The sequence below is a fragment of the Nocardia sp. NPDC056611 genome, from assembly GCF_042792755.1.
Classification (GTDB): Bacteria; Actinomycetota; Actinomycetes; order Mycobacteriales; family Mycobacteriaceae; genus Nocardia.
Map to the genome: position 1 here is coordinate 76645 of NZ_JBHTVV010000002.1, position 22096 is coordinate 98740.

Here is a 22096-nt window from a genome sequence, read left to right on the forward strand (position 1 = left end):
TTTCGCAGGAAACCTGCCGGTAGGTTGCGACCGGAGTAAAGTCCGCCGGGTGAGGTTCACGGTGGGTTATGCGCTGGCCATCGCCTGCGCGACGATGGGGTCGCCTGCGGCGGTATCGGCGGTGGCGCGCGCGGACACCGCGCCGTCCTGTATCGAGTCGGAGAACGACTACAAACTCGAATGGCAGCTCAGCTGGTCGATCTACGAGGCCGAGCAGCGGAATCCAGCCGACGCGCGGGCGGTGCGCGAGGTGGATCTGCCGATCACCATCGACGCCCCGCTGGACAAGGTGTGGTCGGTGTACACCGACTTCCGCAACGGCCTGGGCCGCCACTCCTTCCTCAAGGACATCATCGTCCACCGCACCTGCGACGAGGACGGCGTGCGCGTCACCGATTTCACGGCGCTGGAAGACATTCCGATGGGGCCGATCACCTTCCCCGGCCACACCCAGGCCGAGCAGCGCCTGTACCCGGACCAGAACTACTACACCTCCGACACCTGGGACATCCCCAATGTCACCACCCACCAGGTGGTCACTTTCACCGACAACGGCGACGGCACCACCACGGTCAACGAGCACCTGACCTTCGTCGCCGATCAGCCGCTCATCGATTTCACCGCGGACAACGGCGTGGCCGCGCACCTCGCCTCCCAGGAAGCGGTGAAGGCCGATATCGAGAACGGCACGCTCTGAGCGGTTTTCGCGTGACGACCCGAATGCGGCCCGGAACCTGGTGGTTCCGGGCCGCATTCGGGTCTCGCGTTCAGGAGGCGGGGTGCACCCGCTGCCAGTGCTCGGCGATGTCGATGCGCCGGGCGAGCCACACCTTGTCGTGCGATCGCACGTAATCCACGAAGCGCTCCAACGCCTTCGCCCGCGCGGGCTTGCCCGCGATGCGGCAGTGCAGGCCGATCGAGAGCATCTTCGGCGCGCCCGCCTCGCCTTCGGCGTAGAGCACGTCGAAGGCGTCCTTCAGGTAGGTGAAGAACTCCTCGCCGTTGGCGAATCCGGCGGGGGAGGAGAACCGCATGTCGTTGGTTTCGAGGGTGTACGGCAGCACCAGGTGGTCCCGGTCGCCGACCTTCACCCAGTACGGCAGGTCGTCGGCGTAGGAGTCGGAGTCGTAGACGAATCCGCCGTGCTCCACTACCAGTTCGCGGGTCCGCGGCGAGTCGCGGCCGGTGTACCAGCCCTTGGGCGCCTCACCGAAGAGCTTGGTGATGATCCGCACCGCCTCTTCCAGATGCGCGCGCTCGGTCTCGACGTCCACGCTCTGGTAGGAGAGCCAGCGCAGGCCGTGCGAGCAGATGTCGTAGCCGAGCCGCTTGAACGCCGCGACCGCCTCCGGGTTGCGTTCCAGCGCCCGAGCCACCCCGAAGATCGTCAGCGGCACGCCCCGGCTCTCGAACAGCCGCAGCACCCGCCACAGTCCGGCCCGCGAGCCGTACTCGTAGATGGTCTCCATCGACATGTGCCGGTCCGGGAACGACGCCGCCGGAACGATATCCGACAGGAACGTCTCCGAGCCCTCGTCGCCGTCGAGCACATTGTTCTCGCCGCCCTCCTCGTAGTTGAGGACGAAGTTGACGGCGATGTTCGCATCGCCCGGCCACTGCGGATGCGGCGGGTGGGGGCCGTAGCCGACCATGTCCCGCGGGTAGTTCAGGTCGAAATCGCTCATGCGCGTTCATTGTCCAGCTCGGCACGCAATCGTGCGCGGGCTTCGTCGGTGAGCATGCCGTAGAGCCGCAGCCGGGCCAGGCCGCCGTCGGGGTAGGCGTCCAGGCGGACCGACACCACCGGGTCGGCGGCGTCGATCAGGAAGCGGTGGCGGGTGTCGGGCTGCAGGCGGGTGCGCGCCAGCAGTTCGACCTCGCTGCCGTCGGCGCGGATGCCGGTGAGTGAGCCCGCGCCCGGGCTGTTGAACAGGAAGTACGAGGTGTCGATCTCGGCGGCGGTGATCACGCCTTCCTCGGCGAGCCGCACCAGCACCCAGTCGTTGGTGTTCTTGTCGCGGCGGCGCGCGGTCTCCCAGCCGTCGCCCATGCTGCGGGCGCGACCGGGCATGAGCACGTTCTGCGGGTGCGAGTAGAAGCGGTTCGAGCAGTCGGCGACCAGACCGCCGTTCTCGATCGCGGCCAGATCGAACGGGCCCGCCTCGAGCCAGGCCGGATCCGGCTTGGCGACGCCGTGCACGCGCAGGCGGGCGATGCCGCCGTCGGGGAACATGCGCAGGCGCACGTGGGTGAAGCGCTGGGCAGAGTCCACCGCGAACGGGTTCTCCGAATCACCGTCGACCTTGGCGCGGTCCACCAGGGTGGTCCAGCCCTGCACGGCGACCAGCTCGTCGACCGACGGATGGCCCGCCACCGCGATGGCTTCCACCGACACCTCGGGCGGATAGTTGCCCTTGAACCACGCGGTGTCCACCACGACGCCCTTGATCACGCCGGGCACGCCCAGACGGATGATCGCGGTGTGGCAGGCGTCGATCGACGGGTGGCCGCCGTCCTCGCCGCGCTGGCGCAGCGTCTCCCAGCCGTCGTAGACCTGCCCCTTGTGGCCGAAGGTGGCGGGGGAGTAGGTGGCCGCCTCGGGCCGGATCAGGTTCTCCCGCTCGGCGAAGGACTCGTCGTCGGCCCACAGCACGGCACCGCCCAGGGTGCGCACGGCCAGATCGGGAAGCAGCGTGAAATCAGCGTCGCTCATAGCGCCGGGATCTTCCTTTCTCGCAATTGATGCAATACCTCGACAGAGGCTTTGGGGGCGATCGCGATCACGTCGGCGGGATCGAAAGCGCCGCACTCCAGTCCGCGCAGCACCACTGTCGCCAGGGCCTGCGCGGTGGCCGGTTCGTCCATCACCGCGCCGCCCTGGCGGTCCAGGTAGCGGCCGATGCGCGGGGCGGCGATGCCCAGGCCCTCGCGGAAGAACGCGAAGGTGGCCAGCCAGCGGGTGACCAGGTGGCCCGCGCCCATGTCCCAGCCCTGGTAGTAGCCGCGCTCGAGCGAGCGGCTGACCAGGCGGAAGTGCCGCGACACCGCCGCGCGCACCTCGGAGTCGGTGCCGATGGGCAGCACCTGGGTGGAGCCGTCGCACACCCACACGCCGGTGGTGGCCGCGGCGGCCTGCATGACCGCCTTGGCGTGGTCGGCGACCGGGTGCTCCAGCGACTGGAACTTGGGTGCGATCCCGCAGGCGGCGCTGTAATCGTAAGTGCCGTAGTGCAATCCGGTGCAGCGTCCGGCCGAGCGCTGGATCAGCTGGGCGACCGGCGAGGTGCCGTCGGCGGCGATGATGGCCTGCGGGCTCTCGATCTGCAGCTCGAACTTCAGCGATCCGGCGGCCAGGCCGTGCGCGGCTTCGACGGCCTCGCACAGGTCCACGGTGATGTCGGCCTGCTCGACGTGGCGGATCTTGGGGACGGTGAACACGAAGCCCTCGGGCACCCCGCCCGCGCCCTCGAGGACCTTCTCCAGGGTGCGCACGGCGCGCGCCCATTCCAGGGAGGTCAGGCCCTTCATGCGGATGCCGCGCGAGACGACCTCGGGGGCAAGGGCTTTCAGCACCGCGCCGGCGTGCAGGGCGTCGCGGTCCTCGACCTCGTCGCCGCGGGTGCCGTAGCCGTCCTCGAAATCGAAACGCAGGTCCTGGATGGGCCGCTCGCGAAGAACCGTGAAGACCCGCTCGGTGACGTCGGCGCCGGCCAGCTCGACCAGCAGGTCGCGCTGGGCCTCGGCGAGTTCGATCGCGGCCGCGCCCCACTGGCCGGGCAGATCGATCGAGGCGTCGGCGCCGGAGGCGTACGCGGTGTGCACCGGCTGTCCCGGGCGATCACCCGGATAGCGCCGCAGCAGCTCCGAATCCACGTCCCGCACACGGGATTCGATCCCGTTCAATGTCTCCGGTGGCACCCTCACGCACGGGCCTCCTTCTCCTCGATGCCGAAATCGGCGAGCAATCCCACATACCGCTTCGGCAGTGGGGCCGCGAATTCCCCGCGGCCGGACTTACGCAGCTTCATGGTGACCAGCGACTGCACGGTCAGGGTGGCGGCGGCGACGCCGTCGATGACGGGCACGCCGACCTCGTCGGTCAGGTACTCGCACAGATCCGCCATGCCCGCGCAGCCGAGCACGATCGCGTCGGAGCCGTCGGCGGCCACGGCGTCACGGCAGGCGTCGGCGATGACCTTGCGCGCCTTGGGGTCCTCGAGTTCGAGCACCGGGATCTCACAGGCGTGCACGTTCGCGCAGAACCGTTCCATCCCATAGCGTTCGGCCAGATCCCAGGCTCGGCCCGCGGTGCGGCCCAGCGTGGTGACCACGCTGAACTTGCGCCCGAGATGACTGGCGTACTGCATGGCGGCCTCGGCGATGCCGATCACCGGGCCGCGCGCGAGCTCGCGGGCGGCGTCCAGGCCCGGATCGCCGAAGCAGGCGATGATGTAGCCGTCCACGCCCTCGGCCTCGCCGCGCGCGATCTCGGCCAGCAGGCCCGGCACGGCCAGCGCCTCGTCGTAGTGGCTCTCGATGGAGGCCGGGCCCATGGCCGGGTTCACGCCCTCGACGATGGTGCCGGGCGCGGCCACCAGCTTGGCGCTGGCCTCGATCAGGCTGGTCATGGCCGCGGTGGTGTTGGGATTGATGACTCGAATGCGCATGGAAATCACCGGTTCTCGAAGGACGGGACGTGGCGGGAGGCGTCGATCTTCAGCGGACCGCGCAACGCCAGCACGCGGTAGGCGACCAGGGCCAGGGCACAGCCGATGAACCAGCTGTACTGGGCGGCGGTGTACATGCCGGGCACGTCGCCGGCGGTCAGCACCGGGATCACCGCGGCGATCGCGCCGAGCGCGGTGGCCACGATGGCGGCCGGGTTGTAGCCCTTGCGGTACCAATAGGTGCCCTGCTCGGACATGGTGAACAGCTCGTCGACGAACACCCGCTGGCGGCGCACCAGGTAGTAGTCGGCGATGAGCACGCCGAACAGCGGTCCGATGAACGCGCCCAGCACCTCGAGGGTGTAGTGGATGACGTCGGGGTTGTTGTACAGGTTCCAGGGGGTGATCAGCACCGACCCGACCGCGGCGATCATGCCGCCCGTGCGCCAGCTGATCTTCTGCGGGTTCACGTTCGAGAAGTCGAAGGCGGGGGAGATGAAGTTCGCGACGATATTGATGCCGATGGTCGCGACGGTGAAGGTGAGCGCGCCCAGCACGATCGCGAAGGTGTTGTCGATGCGCGCCACCGTGGCGACCGGATCGGTGATGAGCTCGCCGTACACCGGAATCGTCAGCGAGGCGGTCACCACGACCAGTAGCGAGAACACCAGGAAGTTGACCGGCAGGCCCAGGAAGTTGCCCTTCTTCACCGCCGCGAAACTGCGCCCGTAGCGGGAGAAGTCGCCGAAGTTGAGCATCGGGCCCGAGAAGTACGACACCACCAGCGCGATCGCGCCCAGCATGACCGGCACCGCCGACCAGCCGGTGTGGGTGGCCGCCTTGCCCATGTTCAGGTCGATGCCGTGCCAGCCCGCCTTGTGGATCAGGTAGCCGCACAACACGAACATGACCACGTAGACCGCGGGACCGCAGAAGTCGATGAACTTGCGGATGGACTCCATGCCGCGCCAGAACACCGCGGCCTGCAGCACCCACAGGATCAGGTAGGAGGCCCAGCCCAGCGCGGACAGGCCCAGGAAGCCGTGGTCGGCCTCGACCGCGTAGGGGGCCAGGCCCGGAAAGAGCTTGATCAGCACCACATCCAGGGCCGCGGACGCCAGGAAGGTCTGAATGCCGTACCAGGCCACCGCGATCAGGCCGCGGATGATGGCCGGGACGTTCGCGCCGAGCACGCCGAAGGCGCTGCGGCAGATCACCGGATACGGGACGCCGGTGGCCTGGCTGGGCTTGGCGACGAGGTTGCAGAGGCCGTACACGATGGTGATGCCGACGACCAGGGCGACGAGCACCTGCCAGCTGTGCAGCCCGAGCGCGAACAGCGAGCCCGCGGTGACGTATCCGCCGACGCTGTGCACGTCCGACATCCAGAACGCGAAGATGTTGTACGTGCCCCAGGTCTGCTTGCGCAGCGGCGCCAGGTCCTCGTTGACCAGGCGGGGGTCGTACTCGGGGGCGGGCGAGGCCGGGACCTCCGGCGCGGGCGGGACCGGGGCGAGCGAACTCCCGGCCGCCGGCGCAACGGTATCGGGCATTTCGCACATCCCATCGTGTCGTGGTGTCCCGTTGATTGAGACGAGTGTGCGAAGGCTATCCAACAGGCATTGCCCGATTATTGCCTGAACGATATATGTTCCGTAACCCCTGGTTCAGGGCCTATATATCTTCTTCACCTGCTGGTTCGGCGAAAAGTCCGGTGTCCTTCGGGAGATGCGCGAGCACACCGTTCAATCGTGCATGATGGCCCTCGGTGGCCGCCAGCAACGCTTCAGCATCTCTTGCCAAGAAGGCTTGCAACTGCTTCGAGTGATCGGCGTGCAGCACCACGCGGTCCATGGTCGTCACATGCACCATGGGCTGCACGGGCTCGGTGATGTTCCAGGCGTATTCCAGCATGTGGACCACCCGCGGCATCCCCGACGGGCGCACCAGCGCCAGATGGAAATTGCGGGTCTCGCGGTGATAGGCCACCGCGTTCTCGGTGAGTACCGCCTGCTCGAGGCGCGCGTGGATCTCGCGGGCCAGCTGGTGGTCGGCCTCGGTCGCGTTGTGCACCGCCGCGGCCAGCGCCGCCGACTCCAGCCGCTCGCGCACCACGTACAGCTCGCGCAGCTCGTCGGCGGTCAGCAGGGTCACCTGGTACCCGAAGTTGGGCCGATGCTCGACCAGGCCCTCGCCGATCAGCGTCTGCAGCGACTCGCGCACCGGGATCGCGCTCACCTCGAAGGAACGGGCCAGCTCGCCCAGGGGCAGGCCGGTGCCCGGGGGCAGGTTGCCCTCCAGGACCAGACGGCGCAGCTCGCCGAGGATCTCCTGCTGGGAGTAGCCGCGACGGACGTCCAGCGGCGGGTTGAGCTGGGGCAAACGGGGTAGGCGGGGGCGAGAAGGCACGCCCCAACCCTAGACCGTCACCGCAAGCCCCCCGGTGTGGGTCAGATCTCGTCGGCGTCGTAGCCCAGCGCCTTGAGCGAAAGCCGGTGCAGCGTTTCCCGTTCCGCCGGGGACAGGCGGGCGAGCAGCACATCGGTCGCCGCGGCGATCCGCGCGTCGGTCTCGGCGCGCACCCGATTCCCGGCCGCGGTGATAGCCAAACGGTATTTCCGACGGTCCTCGGGATCGCGGTTGCGGGTGACCAGTCCGGCCTTCTCCAGGCTGTCGATCAGTCGCACCACCTCGCTGCGGTCGATCTCGAGCACATTGGCCATCTCCTGCTGGGACGGTTCGGCGCGCTCGGCGAGGTAGGTGAGCACCCAGTGCTCGCGCAGCGGCGTCCCGAGTTCGGCGTGCATCGCCTTGTGCAGCTTGCCGAGGGCGTAGGTCGGGTGCCGCAGCAGCCCGGCGGGGTGGGCGCCCGCGGCGGCGGAGGGTTCGTCGGTCACCCGCCGATTCTATCTATTGTTGAGGAGCTCAATCATTGTTACTCTCTGCAATTGAGTTGCTCATCAACAATGAAGGAGGGGTCCGATGACGCAAACGCGTTCGGACACCGGGACATCCATCGCCGCCGACTCCGGCGCCACCCCTGCCGACTCCGACCAGATCCCCGCGCATGTCTGGCGCACCGCCGGCGTGGTGGTGTTCGGCGCGGTCATGGGGATGCTCGACACCTCGCTGGTCAATATCGGGCTGCACACCATCGGCGCGGACCTCGGTGCGTCGCTGGCCACGATCCAGTGGGTCGCCAGCGGATACCTGCTGGCCCTGGGGGTTTCACTCACCGTCTGCGGCTGGCTCGCGCGGCGCGTCGGCGTCACCAGGCTCTGGCTCTGGGCGTTGATCGCGTTCACCCTCACCTCGACCGCGTGCGCCCTCGCACCCGACGCGGGCTGGCTGATCGGATTGCGCATCCTGCAAGGGCTCGCCGCCGGGCTGATGATTCCCGCCGGGCAGACCATCCTGGGTCAGGCTGCCGGGCCGCAGCGCATGGGCCGGGTCATGGGCGTGGTCGGCATCGCCGTGGTGGGCGCGCCCGCCATCGGGCCGACCATCGGCGGGCTCCTGCTGGCGCACTGGAGCTGGGAGTGGTTGTTCCTCATCAACATTCCGTTCGGCCTGATCGGACTGGCACTGGGCCTGCGCTACCTGCCGCGGAGCAGCGGGACGGCCACGCAGCCGCTGGATGTGCTCGGGCTGGTATTCGCGGGCGGCGGCGTGTCGGCGGTCGTCTACGGACTGTCCGAGGTCGGCGTGACGGGGTCGGTGACCTCGCTGTCGGTGTGGCTGCCGGTGCTGCTCGGCCTGGCCGGGCTGGCCGGATTCCTGGTGCGCGCGCTGCGGAGCACGCTGCCGCTGCTGGACATCCGGCTGTTCGGCAACCCCGGCTTCAGCGCGGCCACCAGCGCCGGGTTCTTCGCCGGGGGAGCCATGTTCGGCGTGATGGTGTTGCTGCCGTTGTACTTCCAGGAATTGCACGGCACCGGGCTGGTCCGCACCGGCGTGAGCCTGCTCGGCTTCGGGCTGGGTGGGGTCGTCATGCTGCCCCTGGGCGGCAGGCTGACCGACCGCTTCGGTGGCGGCAGCGTCGCGGTGCTCGGCAATCTCGCCGTGGCCGCCACCGTGCTGCCGCTGGCCTTCCTGCCGGTCGACGCCAACGGGTTCCTCGTCCAATCACTGCTGTTCGCGGCGGGATTGGCGACCGCGGTGGGCGCGATGCCGCTGGTGTCGGCGGCCTACGCGGCGGTCCGGCGCGAGCAGCTGCCCGACGCCACGGCGCTGGTGAACATCATGCAGCGGGTCGGCGGCGCGGTCGGGGTCGCGCTGGTGGCCGTGATCCTGTCCCGTGCAACGGCTTCCGGATGGGACCCGGTGTCCGGCTACCACCTCGCCTTCGCCGGGCTCGCCGCCCTCTCGGTGGTCGCGGCGGTGGCCTCGACGGTCCTGCGCCGTCGGCAGCGGGCGGCCGCCTAGACGCGATGCTCGCCCGCGGCCGGGGGTGCTCGCGGGCGCGGTATCGCGTGACGGGGTGGCCGTCATCGCCGCACCGGCGGCGGCGGGATCCCGACCGTCAAGTGAACGCGGTCAGGACGACGCCCAGGCCAGGAGCTTGTCCACCGGCCAGGTGTTGATGATCCGGTCGGTGGGCACGCCGTTGTCGAGGGCGCGTTGGGCGCCGTAGCCGAGGAAGTCGAGCTGGCCGGGCGCGTGGGCGTCGGTGTCGATGGAGAAGTGGCAGCCCAGCTCGAGGGCTTGTTTCAGCAGGCGGGTCGGCGGGTCACGGCGTTCGGGGCGGGAGTTGATCTCGACCGCGACCCCGTGGTCGCGGCAGGCCGAGAAGACCTGCGCGGCATCGAAACTCGACTCGGGGCGGGTGCCGCGATTGCCTTCGACCAGGCGGCCGGTGCAGTGGCCGAGCACGGTGGCGCGGCCGCCCGAGACCGCGCGCACCATGCGCCGGGTCATGGCGGCGGCGTCCATCTTCAGCTTGGAATGGACGCTGGCGACCACGATATCGAGGCGGTCGAGGAGTTCGGGCTCCTGATCGAGGCTGCCGTCGTCGAGGATGTCGACCTCGATGCCGGTCAGGATGACCATGGGGGAGAAACGGTCCCGCAGTTCGTCGATCACGTCGAGCTGCTGTCGCAACCGGTCCGGCGAGAGGCCGTTGGCCACCGTCAGCCGCGGGGAATGGTCGGTCAGCGCGCAGTATTCGTGGCCCAGGGCCTGCGCGGTGGCCATCATCTCCACGATCGACGCCGACCCGTCGGACCAGTTCGAGTGCACGTGCAGGTCGCCCTTGAGCGCGGCCCGCAGCGCACCGCCGCCGAGATCCTTGGCCGCGGTGCGCAATTGGACCAGGGTGTCGGGCTCGCGACCGGCCCACGCCTGCGCGATCACCGCCGCCGTCTTGGGCCCGACCCCGGCCAGGGACTGCCAATCTCCGGTGCGGCCCAGTCGCTCCCGCTGCTCGTCGTCGAGGGCCTCGATGATGTCGGCGGCATTGCGGTAGGCCATCACCCGCCGCGAATCCTCGCGGGCCCGGTCCTTGAAGAACGCGATCATGCGGAGCGCGACGACAGGATCCATGGCTACCAGTGTGCCCGCCGCGCGTTCGCTCGGTGTGTTCTCGGCGAGCCCGCGCTCACTCCGCCCGCAGCGTCCGGCGCAGCAGTACCGCCGACCCGGCCGCCACGATCACGCCGCCGACGACCAGGAATCCCGTGGTCGAATCGCGCAGGGAGCGTTGCTCGTCGTAGCTCCGCACCACCGGGCGGCCCTTGCTGGTCTCATGGCAGACCTGACCGATGTTCATGGAGTGACCGTCACATTCCACGGGCAGCGACAGCCGGAACAATCCGATCAGTATCAGGGCCAGGCCCGCGACAACCCCGATCGTGTGGGCGATCTTCATCAGCACTCCGCAAGCGTCGAGGACCTCGTGGCCAGGCGCATCCACGTGCCGTAGAGCCACCGTTGGTAACCGTCCGGGTCCAGGCCGAGGGTGCTGACCATGAGGTTATAGGTGTCGGCCTGGGCGAGCGGGCCGACCGTTCCGATGATCCAGTCGAGATCCGCCTCGGGGTGCAGCAGTCCGTCGGCGCGCATGCGCTGCCACAGCTCCGCGACATGTTGCTGGGTGGCGGCGCGTCCGGCCCGGGCGGCCTCGGCGATGACCGGTTCGCTGGCCTCAGCGGCGACGGCGGCCGCGATGAGCGGCGCCGCGCGTTCCATGAGCTGCCGCGCGCCCTGGGCGTAGGCGGTGACGCGTTCGTGCAGGGTGGGCGCGGTCCCGGCCCGGATGTGCCAGTCGCGGTGGGCCAGGTCGACGTCCTCGGTGTCGCCGACGATCGCCACGTCGATAGTGCGTTTGAGCAGTTCGGCCTTGGAGCCGAAGCGCAGGTAGACCGTGCGCGAACCCACCTCGGCGGCGTCGGCGACCGCGGCCAGCGAGGTCGCCGCGTAGCCGTCGGCGATGAACAGCCGCCGCGCCGCGTCGAGGATCTTGCGCTCGGTCTCGGCCTTGCGGGCGTCCCACAGCGGGGACGACTTCTTGACACCCGGACTCAACTGCTGCATCCTAACTGCATCACTACAGTGATACTGCATAAATACATCGATACTGCAAAGGATAGCAGCGATGATCCCCACACTCGCCGGGGTGCATCACCTCAAAGTTCCCGTGTCGGATCTGGCACGGGCCATCGATTGGTACCGCAGCCGCCTCGGCTACACCGTCGGCCTCGAATTCCAGGAGCAGGGCGTCCTGAGGGGTGTCGTCCTGCACCACGCCGCCGGCGGACCGATGCTCGGCCTGCGCCTACATCCCGAAATGGCCGCCGCCTCCGTGGGATTCGACTTCTTCTCGATCGGCGTCCCGGATCGAGCCGCCCTGGAAACGCTGGCCCGGCATCTGAGCGGCCTCGGCGAATCCCATGCCGGGGTGCACCGCGCCAGCCTCGGCTGGATCCTGCCCGAGCTGCGCGACCCCGACGGTCACGAAGTCCGCTTCTACTCCATGCAATCCCACACCGAACTCGGCGACGAACCCGTCACCATCGACAATCCACGCCAGACCGCGGAAGCCAAGGAACGCGAGATCGCGTTGCGAGGCAACGAGATTCAGTGATTCGAGCGGTGCGCGTCAAGGGCGGCCCGCGTCGTGGAGGTACGAACGGGGGACCGCCCGCGCGTGCCGGCGCATCGGCTCCTCGACGCGGGTGCCCCGGGTGGCCAGGATTCGGCGGACGCGGGCCCGGAACTCGGGCGCGCTGAGCCCGAGCGTGGTGAGGATCTCACCGGCGGGCGGGCCGCCGAAAGGCTGCCAGACCAGGGCGAGGTCGATGAGCGCCTGCTCGTCGGGGCTCATCGATCACACCGGGGTCAGGCCGATGTCGGCGCAGCCGTCGCGCAATCCGTCGAACCCGAACGCCTCGATCGGGCCGACGACACCCGCGGTGCGCCCCGCATCGGACGCGAGTTGCTGTGCGGCCCAGGCGATCAGCTCACCGGTGAGGTTGTAGATGCTCGGACCTTCGAGATGGACCTCGGCGAGCGGGCCGGTCGGGCCGGTGGCGACCGCGACCACATGGGAGCGGGTGCGCTCACGTTCGGCGGCATCGGGTCCGCCGGGCAGGCCGATCACCGGCCGGGTGCACGCGTCGATCAGCTTGCGGCCCAGGGAGCGCGGCCAGCGTCCCGGCGAGCACGCCCGGCACGTAGTCGTAGCCGAAGGCGGGCAGCATGATCGAGCCGTTGGCCCGCGCGATGCCGTGCAATCGGCCCTGCAACTCGCGGACGAAACCGACCTCGCCGGTGGAATCGATGTAGTGGGCTCCGGCCAGCGCGGCGGCCTCCGCGACCGGGTAGCCGAACCGTTCGAAGGGTCCGACGGTCGTGATGAGCACATCGCCTGGGCTCACCAGCGCGGTGATGCTCGCGGTGTCGGAGGCGTCGGCGACCGCGAATTCCAGGCCGCCCGCCTGTTCGGCGAGCGCCCGCGCGGCCGCGCGATTGCGCCCGGCCAGAACGGGTTTGATGCCGCGTCGCAGCAGCGCGTGCAACACCAGGTCGCCGGTGTAGCCCGTCGCGCCCAGCAGCACGATGCGTCCGGTCATGGGGTGTCTCCTTCCGGTGTGATCGGGACATGGAGGCGGAGGAAGGCGAGCTGATCGGTGACCGCCCGCTCGAAGGCCGCACCGCGATAGATGTCGAAATGCCCGTCCGCGTAGGTGCGGACCTCGCCGCGCGGTGCCCGCGCGGCGTAGCGCAGGGTGGGTTTCGCCGGTGCGACGGAATCGGTTTCGCACACCGAGAACAGGATCGGCACCTGGATGCGGGCGGTGTGGCGGCCGGGCCGATCGGTGAGGATGTCGAACACCACCCGGGCCGCGGCCTCGTTGCGGAAGTCGGCGCCGGGCGGAACCAGTGCCAGATAACCGGATTCGGCGTCGGGCGCGGTCATCAGCGCGGTGCCGTTCGCGGGCCCGGCGGTGGTGATCATGTGTGGTTCCCGCCCGAGCAGCATGGCCGCGACATCGCGCACGCCCGCGGCGGTGGCCTTGATCGAGTTGATCGGCGAGACCGCGAGGGTGGAGGCGACGCCGTCGGTGAAGGGGCACTGCGCGATCGCCGCGACCAGTCCGGCCGGGCGTTTCGCGGCGGTGTGAATGACATGCCCGCCGCCGAAGGACGTGCCCCAGGCGATGATCCGGGCATTGTCGACCTGGGGGAGGCGCCGGGCGAACGACAGTGCGGCGATCCAGTCCGCGCGCTGCTCGCGGGTCGAGAGCAGATAGCGGGGCGCGCCGTCGCTGTCGCCGAAGTGGCGGTAGTCGAACACCAAGCAGGCGTATCCGGCGGCGGTGAACCGCTCGGCATAGGCGGCCAGGCCCATGGCGCGGATCGCGCCGAGCCCGTGCGCCATCACCACCACCGGCGGTCGGACCCCCGGGCGCGGCTCGGGCAGATAGAGGGTGGCGGCGCACTGGTCGCCGTTGCCGGAGGGGAAGCGCACGTCGTGTGTGGTCGTGCCCGTGGGGTTTCCGCTCATCACGCGATCACCTCGGCGGCGCGGCGGGCGGGGCGGTCGGCGGCCGACAGCCCGGCGGGTCGGCGGGCTCCGCGTTCACGCTCCAGGCGCAGATCGCGCATGTAGTCGTCGAAGTCGACCTGGATGGTGTGCCGTTTGGAGGCGACGTAGCGGCGCTGGATGCCGCGCCGGTGCGCGGCGATCTCGCTGTCCATGTCGGCGCAGCTCGGCAGGTGGTACCGGCCCTGGAGATGGTCGGCGATCAGCTGGGCCTGGCGTTCGGCGATCGGCATGATCGCGCCCAGCGGCTGCACCAGGCCCACGAAGTACAGGCCCGGCACCGCGGGATGGAACACGCGCCGGTACAGGCGGATTCGATTGTCACCCGACGGGTCGAGGAAGTCGTGGTCGAAGGACGGGAAGCTGATCTTGTAGCCGGTGCAGAACACCACCAGGTCGGCGGCCACCCGGCGGCCGTCGGTGAACACCACCTCGTCGCCGTCGAAGTGATCGATGTTCGGGACCGGCGTGATCGCGCCGTGCGCCAGTCGGTCGAGTGAGCGGATCCGCGCCGGCATGGAGGCGGTGGCGCGCGAATTGCGCTGGGACACCGACTTCTTCGGTTCCTTCGAAGCCTTGCTCGAGGCGTGGGTCCGCTACTTCTACGACCACCCGCTCGAACGCGCCATGACCGCCGCGGCCAACCTCGAGCCGGACCCCGTCGCCCGGACCGCCGTCCGCGAATCGGTCAACGTCCGCTACCTCGCGGTCCTGCGTCCCCTCTTCGACGCCGGGGTCGCCACCGGCGCACTGCGCCCCGGCACCGACACCGAGGCGCTGCTGGCCCTGCTCCTCCTGCTGTTGCCGCAAATCGCCCTGGCTCCCCACGTCCAGGGCCTCGACCCGCTGCTCGGCCTCGCCGAGGGCGACGCCGACCACGCCGTCGCCACCGCCCTGCGCCTGGTCCACGTCGTGGTCGACCCCTATCGCGGCCAGGGATCGTAGGCTCGCACCGTGCCCACGCTGCTGATCGTCCACCACACCCCGTCGCCGTTCATGCAGGAGATGTTCGAGGCGGTGCTGGCGGGCGCGACCGATCCGGAGATCGAGGGCGTCGAGGTGATCCGCCGCCCGGCCCTCGGCGTCACCGCCAGCGATGTCCTCGCCGCCGACGGCTATCTCCTCGGCACCCCGGCCAACCTCGGCTACATGAGCGGGGCGCTCAAACACGCCTTCGACACCTTCTACTATCCGTGCCTGGATTCGACCAAGGGTCGCCCGTACGGGCTCTACATCCACGGCAATCAGGGCACCGAGGGCGCGGAACGCAGTGTCGAGAGCGCGACCACCGGGCTGGGGTGGGAGAAAGCGGCCGCGCCGGTGATCATTTCGGGCAAGCCCGAGAAGTCCGATATCGAGCGGTGCTGGGAGCTGGGCGCGACCGTCGCGGCGCGATTGATGGAGTGAGACTCGGATGCCCCCGAATTCTGGTGTCTGACACATTCGCGGGTGGTCCGGTCATACTCGAGGGGGCGTTCTCCCGGAACGCTCTTTGTGAGTGTGGGAAGAGGTGACGGCCGCCGTGGAGGCGCAAGAGTCGGGGACACGCCGTATCGGGCTGGTCGAGGATCATGAATCGGTGGTGCTGGGGTTGTCGGCCATGCTGGCCCCGGAAGCCGATCTGGAGTTGGTGATCACCGCGGGAACCGTCGCGGAACTGCTGGCGGCCGGGCCGGAACTGGATCTGGTGGTGCTGGATCTGCGGCTCGCCGACGGCTCCTCGCCCGATGACAATGTGCGCGCGCTGCGCGAGCGGGGGATCGAGGTGCTGGTGTTCACCGGTGCGGACAATCCGTTCCTGGTGCGATCGGCCGCGCGGGCGGGCGTGCTGGGTGTGGTGCGCAAGTCCGAGGACGCGGCGACCGTGGTCGCCGCGGTGCGCCGGGCCGCACATGGCGAACAGGTGGTCACCACCGACTGGGCCGCCGCCATCGACGGCGACCCGCAATTGCAGGATGTCGGGTTGAGCCCGCGTCAGCAGCAGGTGCTGCAGCTGTACGCCTCGGGGGAGAAGGCGTCGCGGGTGGCCCGTATGACCGGGCTGTCCGAGCAGACCGTCAACGACTATCTGGGCCGCATCCGGCAGAAGTACGCCGACGCCGGACGCCCGGCCCCGACCAAGACCGACCTCTACAAGCGGGCCGTCGAGGACGGGTGGCTGCCCGTTCCGGAGCGGAGTCCGCGGGCATGACCGCCACGAGCGCCCTCGACTCGACGGCCGCTCCCCGGTCCATGCCCTCGCTCACGGCGCTCACCCGGCGGGTGCGTGCCCGCGTGAAGGCGACCGAGGATCCGGCCACCGCCGCCTACGACCGCATCATGCGTCGGCTCGGCATCTCCATCGGCATCGCGGGCGCCATCATCGGCGGCGGCGAACTGCCGGAGGTCGCCGAACAGGGCCGCTACGCGTCGGTGTGGTGGTCGGTGGCGGCGATGGCGCTCGTGTTCGGCTGGTATCCGATCATCGGCGTGGTGTCGGCGGTAGCGGGGACCAAGGCCATCAGGTTCGTGTGTGGTTGCGCCGCGGTCAGTTTCCTCGGCGCGCTCGCCACCATCCCGCTCGGTTTCGCCCCGCACACTGTCGACGCCACCAATATCTGGCCGTACCGGGTGACCGCGCTCGCGGTGAGCGCGGGCGTGCTGGCCTGGTCGGGCCGGACGACGCTGATCTATCTGCTGGCCGCGTCCGCGTCGGCCGCGCTGGCCACCGTGTACACGGTCGGCGAGGTGACGCCGCAGCACATCATCGAGAACTTCCTGCGCTCGGCGGGATTGGCGGCCCTGTTCCTGTGGTGCGGTACCGCCGCCGTCGGCGCCGCGGCCCGGGTCGACCGCGAATCCGCCATCGCGAGCCGCCGTGCCGCCGCCCAGGCCGCCGCGCAGGCGCGTGACCGGGAACGCTCGCGGTTCGCGGCGCTCATCCACGACGCCGTGCTCTCCACGCTTTTGGAGGCCTCGCGCGCCGGCGCCGAATCCGATGTGGTGCGGCGGCAGGCCGAACGCACCCTCGAACAACTCGACGAATACCGTGGCGCGGAACGTGATCCGGACCTGCTCGACGCCCGTTCGGCGCTGCTGTTCCTGCGCGCCGCGGTGCAGGAGATCAATCCGAGCATCCGCTTCGCCACCCGCACCTGGCCCGGCTTCGACGACCTGCGCATGCCGGTGCACTCGGCCAGCACCATCGCCGCCGCGCTCACCGAGGCCGTCAAGAACAGCCTCCGCCACGCCGCCGTCCCGGGCCGCGAGGTGCGGCGCACGGTGACCGCCACCGTCAGCGCGGGCAGCATCCGGATCGTGTTCAGCGACAACGGGGCCGGATTCGACCTGGCCGCCGTGTCCGCCGATCGGCTCGGCCTCTCCATGAGCATCCTGGGCCGCATGCGCCAGTTGGCGGGCGGCTCGGCGTTCGTGGAATCCCAGCCGGGCGAGGGCACCACCGTGACCTTGGTGTGGGGTGGCGATGGCTCGCGCTGACGGCATGGATCTGGACCCCCGCTTCGGGCTGCGCGATCTGCTCGGGCTGCGGGGCAGCACCGCGTGGTGGTTCCTGCTCATCCTGGAAGCCGTCATCGCGCTGTACATGGCCCGCAATTTCGGGCAGGCCCCGCTGTGGGCGGCGCTGGCCGCACTGGTGCTGATGCTCAGCGCGGGCGCGCTGGTCACCGCGATCCCGGTCGACCCGCTGCCGATTCCCGTCGCCCTGTACGGGGCCGCCGTGCCGCCGATCGCGACCGCGCTGACCGTCATGACCCCGGTGCGCGACCTGCCGCACGAGTCGGTGTGGTCGGCGTTCGCCTCGTCCTACGTGCTCGGAGTCCTGGTGCTGCGCGGGCGGGTTCGCACCGCGTGGGCCGGAGTCATCGCCGTGGCCGCGGTCCTGGTCACCCTCGGCCTGGGCGGTTCGCACCTGGATCCGGGCACCCTGATCGGTTCCATGGTCCCGGTCGGCACCATCACCGCGATCTCGGTCTTCACCGCCATCATGCGCCCCATGCAGCGCTCGCTGCGCATCCTGCGCGAGGACGCTCTCATGCGCGCCACCGCCGAGGCCACCATGGCCGCCGCCGACAGCGAACGCACCCGCCAACTGGCCCGCCTGGACCGCGTGGCCCGCCCGATCCTCGAGCGCATCGCCGATGGCGCGCAACTCACCGCCGCCGAACGCGAGGAATGCCGCCTGCTCGAGGCCGAACTCCGCGACGGTCTGCGCGCGCCCCAATTGGTCACCGACGAACTCAGCGGCGCCGCCCGCGGCGCTCGCGGCCGCGGCGTCGAAGTGATCCTCCTCGACGACGGCGGCTTCGCCGGAGTCCCCGAATGGGTCCGCCGCCGCGTGATCGATGCCGCCACCAAGGAATTGGACGCGACCAACGCGGGCCGGGTCACCATCCGAGTCCTGCCTCTGGGCCGCCCCGTCCTGGCGACCGTCCTCGCTACCGCCCCCACCCAGGACCGCCGCACCGAGATCGACCAGGACGGCCGAGTCACCACCATGACCGACTAGGCACAAGCACCGTTGTCAGTCACTGCCCTTCCCTTCGATGAGGCGCACGCGGAGGGTGAGTCGACCGGCCGGCGTCCACGCGCCCACGGCGACCTGCCCCGAACCCAGATGCGTGAGGCTCTCGATCTCTCCCTCGTAGCCGAAGTCGATCGGCGGTGCGATGCGTTCGGACGAGTCGAAGCCCCTCACCGCTGTCTGCTGTCCACATTCCCCGTCAGGGTCGCCAACAGCGCGGGCAGTTCCGCCACGGTTCGCTCCGGTAGTCCGGTCACGGTCTCCTCGGCCAGGTCCCGCCACAGCCGCTTCACCTTCTCGGTGACCTGCCGCCCGCTCTCGGTGAGCTCGACGACACTGGCCCGCTTGTCGTTCGGCGCGGGCGCCCGCCGAATGTGCCCGGACGCTTCGAGTTTCTTCGTCATCAACGTGACACTGGGCGGCTCGCACCCGAGCGCGCCACTCAGCTGCGCCTGAATCATCGGCCCGCTCCGGGCGAGCTCCAGCAACAGCGCCTCCTGCCCGGTATGCAGCCCGAGCGGCGCCAACAGCGTTGCGGCCCTTGCTCGGTGGCGCAGGGTCAATAGGCGTATGGCCTGGTTGATGGCATCGGCTTGCTCGAAGTCCACGGGTCTCCTTGACAGGATAGTTATCGGCATAACATTATGCGGATAACTAATTCTAGCAATCCTGGAGTCGCCATGCTCGTGAAGGTCGCCGTCATCTACTACAGCGCGACAGGAACCGTGCACACCCTCGCGCAGGCCGTCGCGGCGGGAGCCGAAGCGAGCGGAGCCGAGGTGCGCGTGCGCCGCGTCGCCGAACTCGCACCCGCCGCGGCGATCGATCAGAACCCGCTGTGGCGCAAGCACGCCGATGCGACGCGATCGGTCCCCGAGGCCTCGCTCGAGGACCTGGCCTGGGCGGACGCGCTCGCGTTCGGGACGCCGACGCGTTTCGGCGCACCGGCCGCACAGCTCAAACAGTTCATCGACCAGGCCGGCGGCCTGTGGCGCGAGGGCGCGCTGGCCGACAAGCCGGTCACGGCCTTCACCTCGGCCTTCCACCGGCACGGCGGCAGCGAGGCGACGATTCTGTCCCTGGCCAACGTGTTCTACCACTGGGGTGCGCTGATCGTGCCGCCCGGATTCACCGATCCGGCCGTCTCCGCGGCGGGTGGAAATCCTTACGGCACTTCGTATGTCACCGGACCGGACGGTCACGGGCCGGATGAGGCCGCGCTGGAGGCCGCCGCCTACCAGGGGGCGCGATTGGCCCGGATCGCCGCGCGGCTGCGCACCGGCGTCCTGGTGGGCCGGGAATGAACGCCATCGCCGACCCGAGTGTCGAGACATCTAGGGATGGAACGCATTCCGGTCGAGTGCGGTTGATCCTGGCGCTGGTCTGCGCCTGCCAGTTCATGGTCATCCTGGACTCGTCCATCGTGAATGTCGCGCTGCCCTCCGTGCAACGGGATCTCGGATTCAGTGCCGCGGGCGTGGCCTGGGTGGTCGACGGCTATCTACTCGCCTTCGCCGGGTTCATGCTGCTCGGCGGTCGCGCCGCGGACCTGTTCGGTCAGCGGCGGATGCTGATCATCGGGTTGACGGTGTTCTCGGCGGCGAGTCTGATCGGCGGCATCTCCACCACCGCGGAGTTGCTGGTAGCGGCTCGGTTCGCGCAGGGGATCGGGGCCGCGCTGCTGGCGCCCGCGACGCTGGCGGTGATCAACACCGAATTCACCGAGACCCGCACGCGCGCACGGGCATTCGGGGCGTGGTCGGCGGCGGGCGGGATCGGCGGAATGGCCGGTGCGCTGGCGGGCGGGGCCATCACCACCGGGCTGTCGTGGCGGTGGGTCTTCCTCATCAACGTGCCGATCGGTGTGGCCTTGACCGGACTTGCCCTGCTGTCGTTGACCGCTGGACGCCGCGTGCACCGCGAATCACTGGACCTCCTCGGCGCGGTCACCGGGACCGCCGGGCTCGCCGCGGTCATCTTCGGTGTCATGAGCGGCGCCGATCATGGCTGGCTGTCGGGTGTGGTCGCCGGTCCGGTCGCCCTGGGCGTGCTGTTGCTGATCGTCTTCCTCGCGGTGGAGGCCCGTGTCGCCGCCCGGCCGCTGGTGCCGCCGCGGCTGTTCCGGATTCGGCCGGTCGCCGTCGGCAACACCCTGCTGCTGTTGTTCGGCGCGATCGGCATCGCCATGTGGTACTTCACCTCGCTGTTGCTTCAGAACGTGTTGGGCTACAGCGCATTGCGTACCGGGCTCGGACAGGCTCCGGCCGCGGTGACGTTCCTGGTGTTCGCGCGAGTGTCCGCCACCCTCCTCCCGCGAACCGGCGCCCGCCCGCAGATCCTCGCCGGAAGCGCCTGCCTCCTTGCCGGATTCGCCTGGCTGACCCGCGTCGGCGCCGACAGCGGCTATCTCCTGGGTGTTCTCGGCCCGACGCTGCTCATCGCCGTCGGCATCGGTCTGACGTTCCCGACTCTCATGGCCGTGGCCACCTCGGACGCCCCGGACGGTGATGCGGGGATCGTCGGCGGCTTGGCGGGCACCGCCAATCAGGTCGGCGGGGCGATCGGCTTGGCGGTATTCGCGACGATCGCGGGCTCGGCGGCGGCCTACGGCCGGGTCTTCGTCGTAGCGGCCGGAATCGCGGTGGCGATCGCGGTGATCGCCAGCGCACTCATGAAAGCAACCGAATCGGAAAGGGTTTCCTGAATGTCCGCCAGAACCTCTGTCATCGCAGTCCTGGTCTCATCCGTCGGCTCGGCCCTGCTGCTCGCGGGCTGCGATGACGCGACGGTGGTCGACCGGCCATCGCCGGGCGTCACCGTCACCACGGCGAGCGCGACCGTCAGCGCGGCGACTCCGGACGTCACGGCCCCGGCCGCCCCCGATGTCGATACCGTCTCGAAGGCTCCGACCCCGATTCCGGAGTCGACGCCACCCGCGCTCTGGAACCCGTGCGGCCTGTCGGATGCCGCGGTCTCGTCGGCGGGCCTGAACGCCGCTTCCAAGACGAGGCTCGACAACCCCGGCGTGCCCGGCTCACGGAGCTGCCGGTGGCAGGACACCGCGAGAACGGTGGAGCTGACCATCGCGTCGAGCTCCGACACGCTGGCGGATCTCCAGGCCGGTGGCAAATACGTGCAGTTCACCCCGGTGGCGCTGGGTGGCAGGCAGGCGGTCGAGTACCGCGCGGCCCAGGACACCCATCACCTGGGCTGCTATGTCACCACCTTCACCGGTGACGGCAGCGTCGCCTTCGTCGCCAAGACCTTGCGGGTGCAGCAGGACGGCTTCGACTCCTGCGCCGACGCGCGCACGTTCGGTTCGGCGTTGGCGGGCCAGTTGCCCTGACGGGATCAGGACTCGTCCCAGCGGCCGCCCTTCCTCATCTGATCGCGGAGGGCGGACTGGACGGTGGAGGACAGCCAGGAGTTGAGGGATACGCCGCTCTGGGCGGCGGCTTCCTCGGCGCGGGATTTGAGCTGTTCGACCAGGCGGAGGGTGACGCGGCTGATGTCGCCGGTGACCTCCTCGAAGGTGGGGTGCTCGTCGGTGGCTGCGGTCTTGCGCACATCGACGTGGGCGTCGGTACCGTCGACGGAGACGTGGACGGTCCGGTCGGGGAGGGTGGTGCTCACCTCGGCGGCCAGCTCGGAGAGGGCGGAGAGCAGGATCAGGCGGGCGGAGTTCTCGGTGGCGGCGGCCAGGGCGGCGGCGGTGGCCTGGGTTTTCTCGTCGCCGAGGGCCGCGGCGGCGATGAGGTTCTCACGGAGTTGGGCGGTGTACTTGTTCAGATCCATGACACCAGTGTGACGTCATGGGTGGTGTCATTCAAGGAAACTTCTGACGCCAGAAACGGGCGCTCGAGT

At 69.7% G+C, this 22096-nt stretch carries 29 protein-coding genes; 11 read left to right on the top strand and 18 right to left on the bottom strand.

Annotated elements, in window-relative coordinates; translation table 11 throughout:
- Positions 1-49 precede the first annotated feature (49 nt).
- A complete protein-coding gene (locus ACFRAQ_RS08585; RefSeq protein ID WP_357281059.1) occupies positions 50-697 on the top strand; it encodes a hypothetical protein in 648 nt (215 codons plus the stop codon).
- Between the two features lie 70 nt (positions 698-767).
- On the opposite strand, the gene puuE is transcribed toward ACFRAQ_RS08585, so the two are convergent.
- The 7 genes from puuE to ACFRAQ_RS08620 all read right to left on the bottom strand — a co-directional run bounded on the left by puuE (position 768) and on the right by ACFRAQ_RS08620 (position 7564).
- Complete coding sequence (puuE, locus tag ACFRAQ_RS08590; RefSeq protein WP_379096147.1) at positions 768-1685, bottom strand: allantoinase PuuE; 918 nt, start codon at positions 1683-1685, stop codon at positions 768-770.
- A complete protein-coding gene (gene alc, locus ACFRAQ_RS08595; protein WP_379096150.1) occupies positions 1682-2713 on the bottom strand; it encodes an allantoicase in 1032 nt (343 codons plus the stop codon). Before alc ends, puuE begins: the two co-directional genes overlap by 4 nt.
- Entirely contained in the window at positions 2710-3924 is a 1215-nt protein-coding gene (locus ACFRAQ_RS08600; protein WP_379096152.1) for a DUF6986 family protein, read from the bottom strand. The genes alc and ACFRAQ_RS08600 overlap by 4 nt, the downstream gene beginning before the upstream one ends.
- Complete coding sequence (locus tag ACFRAQ_RS08605) at positions 3921-4667, bottom strand: aspartate/glutamate racemase family protein (RefSeq protein WP_379096155.1); 747 nt, start codon at positions 4665-4667, stop codon at positions 3921-3923. The genes ACFRAQ_RS08600 and ACFRAQ_RS08605 overlap by 4 nt, the downstream gene beginning before the upstream one ends.
- A 5-nt stretch (positions 4668-4672) precedes the next feature.
- The gene (locus ACFRAQ_RS08610; RefSeq protein ID WP_379096158.1) at positions 4673-6220 is read right to left on the bottom strand and encodes an NCS1 family nucleobase:cation symporter-1; all 1548 of its coding nucleotides are present in this window, start codon (positions 6218-6220) and stop codon (positions 4673-4675) included.
- A gap of 121 nt (positions 6221-6341) precedes the next feature.
- Complete coding sequence (locus ACFRAQ_RS08615) at positions 6342-7076, bottom strand: GntR family transcriptional regulator (protein WP_379096161.1); 735 nt, start codon at positions 7074-7076, stop codon at positions 6342-6344.
- 41 nt (positions 7077-7117) lie between these two features.
- Entirely contained in the window at positions 7118-7564 is a 447-nt protein-coding gene (locus ACFRAQ_RS08620) for a MarR family winged helix-turn-helix transcriptional regulator (RefSeq protein ID WP_379096164.1), read from the bottom strand.
- A gap of 85 nt (positions 7565-7649) precedes the next feature.
- On the opposite strand from ACFRAQ_RS08620, the gene ACFRAQ_RS08625 reads away from it, so the two are divergent.
- Entirely contained in the window at positions 7650-9092 is a 1443-nt protein-coding gene (locus ACFRAQ_RS08625; RefSeq protein ID WP_379096167.1) for a DHA2 family efflux MFS transporter permease subunit, read from the top strand.
- Positions 9093-9203: 111 nt separating this feature from the next.
- Here ACFRAQ_RS08625 and ACFRAQ_RS08630 read toward each other — a convergent pair whose 3' ends face one another.
- From ACFRAQ_RS08630 to ACFRAQ_RS08640, 3 genes are read right to left on the bottom strand one after another with little or no spacing between them, the layout of a single operon-like run.
- Positions 9204-10208 carry a PHP domain-containing protein gene (locus ACFRAQ_RS08630; protein WP_379096170.1) on the bottom strand — a complete coding sequence of 335 codons (1005 nt, stop codon included), beginning with the start codon at positions 10206-10208 and terminating at the stop codon, positions 9204-9206.
- 55 nt (positions 10209-10263) lie between these two features.
- Positions 10264-10533, bottom strand: coding sequence for a hypothetical protein (locus ACFRAQ_RS08635; protein ID WP_379096173.1), 270 nt, complete (start codon positions 10531-10533; stop codon positions 10264-10266).
- Positions 10533-11189 carry a TetR/AcrR family transcriptional regulator gene (locus tag ACFRAQ_RS08640; protein ID WP_379096176.1) on the bottom strand — a complete coding sequence of 219 codons (657 nt, stop codon included), beginning with the start codon at positions 11187-11189 and terminating at the stop codon, positions 10533-10535. The genes ACFRAQ_RS08635 and ACFRAQ_RS08640 overlap by 1 nt, the downstream gene beginning before the upstream one ends.
- 70 nt (positions 11190-11259) lie before the next feature.
- On the opposite strand from ACFRAQ_RS08640, the gene ACFRAQ_RS08645 reads away from it, so the two are divergent.
- Complete coding sequence (locus ACFRAQ_RS08645) at positions 11260-11748, top strand: VOC family protein (RefSeq protein WP_379096178.1); 489 nt, start codon at positions 11260-11262, stop codon at positions 11746-11748.
- A gap of 15 nt (positions 11749-11763) precedes the next feature.
- On the opposite strand, the gene ACFRAQ_RS08650 is transcribed toward ACFRAQ_RS08645, so the two are convergent.
- From ACFRAQ_RS08650 to ACFRAQ_RS08670, 5 genes are read right to left on the bottom strand one after another with little or no spacing between them, the layout of a single operon-like run.
- Complete coding sequence (locus ACFRAQ_RS08650) at positions 11764-11988, bottom strand: hypothetical protein (RefSeq protein ID WP_379096181.1); 225 nt, start codon at positions 11986-11988, stop codon at positions 11764-11766.
- 3 nt (positions 11989-11991) lie between these two features.
- Positions 11992-12264 (bottom strand): hypothetical protein, encoded by a 273-nt coding sequence (locus ACFRAQ_RS08655; RefSeq protein ID WP_379096184.1) that lies wholly within the window; start codon positions 12262-12264, stop codon positions 11992-11994.
- The gene (locus ACFRAQ_RS08660) at positions 12224-12736 is read right to left on the bottom strand and encodes a saccharopine dehydrogenase NADP-binding domain-containing protein (RefSeq protein ID WP_379096187.1); all 513 of its coding nucleotides are present in this window, start codon (positions 12734-12736) and stop codon (positions 12224-12226) included. Before ACFRAQ_RS08660 ends, ACFRAQ_RS08655 begins: the two co-directional genes overlap by 41 nt.
- Positions 12733-13671: an alpha/beta hydrolase gene (locus tag ACFRAQ_RS08665; protein WP_379096190.1), complete on the bottom strand. Its 939-nt coding sequence runs from the start codon at positions 13669-13671 to the stop codon at positions 12733-12735. Before ACFRAQ_RS08665 ends, ACFRAQ_RS08660 begins: the two co-directional genes overlap by 4 nt.
- Positions 13671-14261, bottom strand: coding sequence for a hypothetical protein (locus ACFRAQ_RS08670; RefSeq protein ID WP_379096192.1), 591 nt, complete (start codon positions 14259-14261; stop codon positions 13671-13673). The genes ACFRAQ_RS08665 and ACFRAQ_RS08670 overlap by 1 nt, the downstream gene beginning before the upstream one ends.
- Between ACFRAQ_RS08670 and ACFRAQ_RS08675 the strand changes: the two genes are divergently transcribed.
- The 5 genes from ACFRAQ_RS08675 (at position 14236) to ACFRAQ_RS08695 (ending at position 18217) form a co-directional block, all read left to right on the top strand.
- Positions 14236-14655 carry a hypothetical protein gene (locus ACFRAQ_RS08675; RefSeq protein WP_379096194.1) on the top strand — a complete coding sequence of 140 codons (420 nt, stop codon included), beginning with the start codon at positions 14236-14238 and terminating at the stop codon, positions 14653-14655. The genes ACFRAQ_RS08670 and ACFRAQ_RS08675 overlap by 26 nt on opposite strands.
- Before the next feature lie 9 nt (positions 14656-14664).
- Positions 14665-15117: a flavodoxin family protein gene (locus ACFRAQ_RS08680; RefSeq protein ID WP_357281016.1), complete on the top strand. Its 453-nt coding sequence runs from the start codon at positions 14665-14667 to the stop codon at positions 15115-15117.
- Positions 15118-15232: 115 nt separating this feature from the next.
- Positions 15233-15901, top strand: coding sequence for a response regulator transcription factor (locus ACFRAQ_RS08685; RefSeq protein ID WP_357097276.1), 669 nt, complete (start codon positions 15233-15235; stop codon positions 15899-15901).
- Positions 15898-17187 (top strand): sensor histidine kinase, encoded by a 1290-nt coding sequence (locus ACFRAQ_RS08690; RefSeq protein WP_379096198.1) that lies wholly within the window; start codon positions 15898-15900, stop codon positions 17185-17187. Before ACFRAQ_RS08685 ends, ACFRAQ_RS08690 begins: the two co-directional genes overlap by 4 nt.
- Positions 17174-18217: a hypothetical protein gene (locus ACFRAQ_RS08695; RefSeq protein WP_379096201.1), complete on the top strand. Its 1044-nt coding sequence runs from the start codon at positions 17174-17176 to the stop codon at positions 18215-18217. Before ACFRAQ_RS08690 ends, ACFRAQ_RS08695 begins: the two co-directional genes overlap by 14 nt.
- Positions 18218-18232: 15 nt before the next feature.
- Here ACFRAQ_RS08695 and ACFRAQ_RS08700 read toward each other — a convergent pair whose 3' ends face one another.
- Both ACFRAQ_RS08700 and ACFRAQ_RS08705 read right to left on the bottom strand, forming a co-directional pair.
- On the bottom strand, positions 18233-18406 hold the full coding sequence (locus ACFRAQ_RS08700) for a hypothetical protein (protein ID WP_379096204.1): 174 nt from the start codon (positions 18404-18406) through the stop codon (positions 18233-18235).
- The gene (locus ACFRAQ_RS08705) at positions 18403-18840 is read right to left on the bottom strand and encodes a MarR family winged helix-turn-helix transcriptional regulator (protein WP_379096207.1); all 438 of its coding nucleotides are present in this window, start codon (positions 18838-18840) and stop codon (positions 18403-18405) included. The genes ACFRAQ_RS08700 and ACFRAQ_RS08705 overlap by 4 nt, the downstream gene beginning before the upstream one ends.
- A 72-nt stretch (positions 18841-18912) precedes the next feature.
- Here ACFRAQ_RS08705 and wrbA point away from each other — a divergent pair, with 72 nt between their 5' ends.
- The 3 genes from wrbA to ACFRAQ_RS08720 are packed head-to-tail and all read left to right on the top strand — an operon-like array spanning position 18913 to position 21578.
- Complete coding sequence (gene wrbA / locus ACFRAQ_RS08710) at positions 18913-19536, top strand: NAD(P)H:quinone oxidoreductase (RefSeq protein WP_379096210.1); 624 nt, start codon at positions 18913-18915, stop codon at positions 19534-19536.
- On the top strand, positions 19533-20936 hold the full coding sequence (locus tag ACFRAQ_RS08715) for an MFS transporter (protein WP_379096213.1): 1404 nt from the start codon (positions 19533-19535) through the stop codon (positions 20934-20936). The genes wrbA and ACFRAQ_RS08715 overlap by 4 nt, the downstream gene beginning before the upstream one ends.
- On the top strand, positions 20937-21578 hold the full coding sequence (locus ACFRAQ_RS08720; RefSeq protein ID WP_379096216.1) for a DUF3558 family protein: 642 nt from the start codon (positions 20937-20939) through the stop codon (positions 21576-21578).
- A 5-nt stretch (positions 21579-21583) separates the two neighbouring features.
- Here ACFRAQ_RS08720 and ACFRAQ_RS08725 read toward each other — a convergent pair whose 3' ends face one another.
- On the bottom strand, positions 21584-22027 hold the full coding sequence (locus ACFRAQ_RS08725) for a toxin-antitoxin system HicB family antitoxin (RefSeq protein ID WP_379096219.1): 444 nt from the start codon (positions 22025-22027) through the stop codon (positions 21584-21586).
- Between the last annotated feature and the right edge of the window lie 69 nt (positions 22028-22096).

Bases quoted from the DNA above. Each gene is read 5' to 3' on its own strand.
- puuE (WP_379096147.1), bottom strand. From the start codon at position 1,685: ATGAGCGATTTCGACCTGAACTACCCGCGGGACATGGTCGGCTACGGC.
- ACFRAQ_RS08605 (WP_379096155.1), bottom strand. From the start codon at position 4,667: ATGCGCATTCGAGTCATCAATCCCAACACCACCGCGGCCATGACCAGC.
- ACFRAQ_RS08650 (WP_379096181.1), bottom strand. From the start codon at position 11,988: ATGAGCCCCGACGAGCAGGCGCTCATCGACCTCGCCCTGGTCTGGCAG.
- ACFRAQ_RS08665 (WP_379096190.1), bottom strand. From the start codon at position 13,671: ATGAGCGGAAACCCCACGGGCACGACCACACACGACGTGCGCTTCCCC.
- ACFRAQ_RS08725 (WP_379096219.1), bottom strand. From the start codon at position 22,027: ATGGATCTGAACAAGTACACCGCCCAACTCCGTGAGAACCTCATCGCC.
- ACFRAQ_RS08610 (WP_379096158.1), bottom strand. From the start codon at position 6,220: ATGCCCGATACCGTTGCGCCGGCGGCCGGGAGTTCGCTCGCCCCGGTC.
- ACFRAQ_RS08645 (WP_379096178.1), top strand. From the start codon at position 11,260: ATGATCCCCACACTCGCCGGGGTGCATCACCTCAAAGTTCCCGTGTCG.
- wrbA (WP_379096210.1), top strand. From the start codon at position 18,913: ATGCTCGTGAAGGTCGCCGTCATCTACTACAGCGCGACAGGAACCGTG.
- alc (WP_379096150.1), bottom strand. From the start codon at position 2,713: ATGAGCGACGCTGATTTCACGCTGCTTCCCGATCTGGCCGTGCGCACC.
- ACFRAQ_RS08695 (WP_379096201.1), top strand. From the start codon at position 17,174: ATGGCTCGCGCTGACGGCATGGATCTGGACCCCCGCTTCGGGCTGCGC.
- ACFRAQ_RS08625 (WP_379096167.1), top strand. From the start codon at position 7,650: ATGACGCAAACGCGTTCGGACACCGGGACATCCATCGCCGCCGACTCC.
- ACFRAQ_RS08635 (WP_379096173.1), bottom strand. From the start codon at position 10,533: ATGAAGATCGCCCACACGATCGGGGTTGTCGCGGGCCTGGCCCTGATA.
- ACFRAQ_RS08660 (WP_379096187.1), bottom strand. From the start codon at position 12,736: ATGACCGGACGCATCGTGCTGCTGGGCGCGACGGGCTACACCGGCGAC.
- ACFRAQ_RS08690 (WP_379096198.1), top strand. From the start codon at position 15,898: ATGACCGCCACGAGCGCCCTCGACTCGACGGCCGCTCCCCGGTCCATG.
- ACFRAQ_RS08630 (WP_379096170.1), bottom strand. From the start codon at position 10,208: ATGGATCCTGTCGTCGCGCTCCGCATGATCGCGTTCTTCAAGGACCGG.
- ACFRAQ_RS08715 (WP_379096213.1), top strand. From the start codon at position 19,533: ATGAACGCCATCGCCGACCCGAGTGTCGAGACATCTAGGGATGGAACG.
- ACFRAQ_RS08720 (WP_379096216.1), top strand. From the start codon at position 20,937: ATGTCCGCCAGAACCTCTGTCATCGCAGTCCTGGTCTCATCCGTCGGC.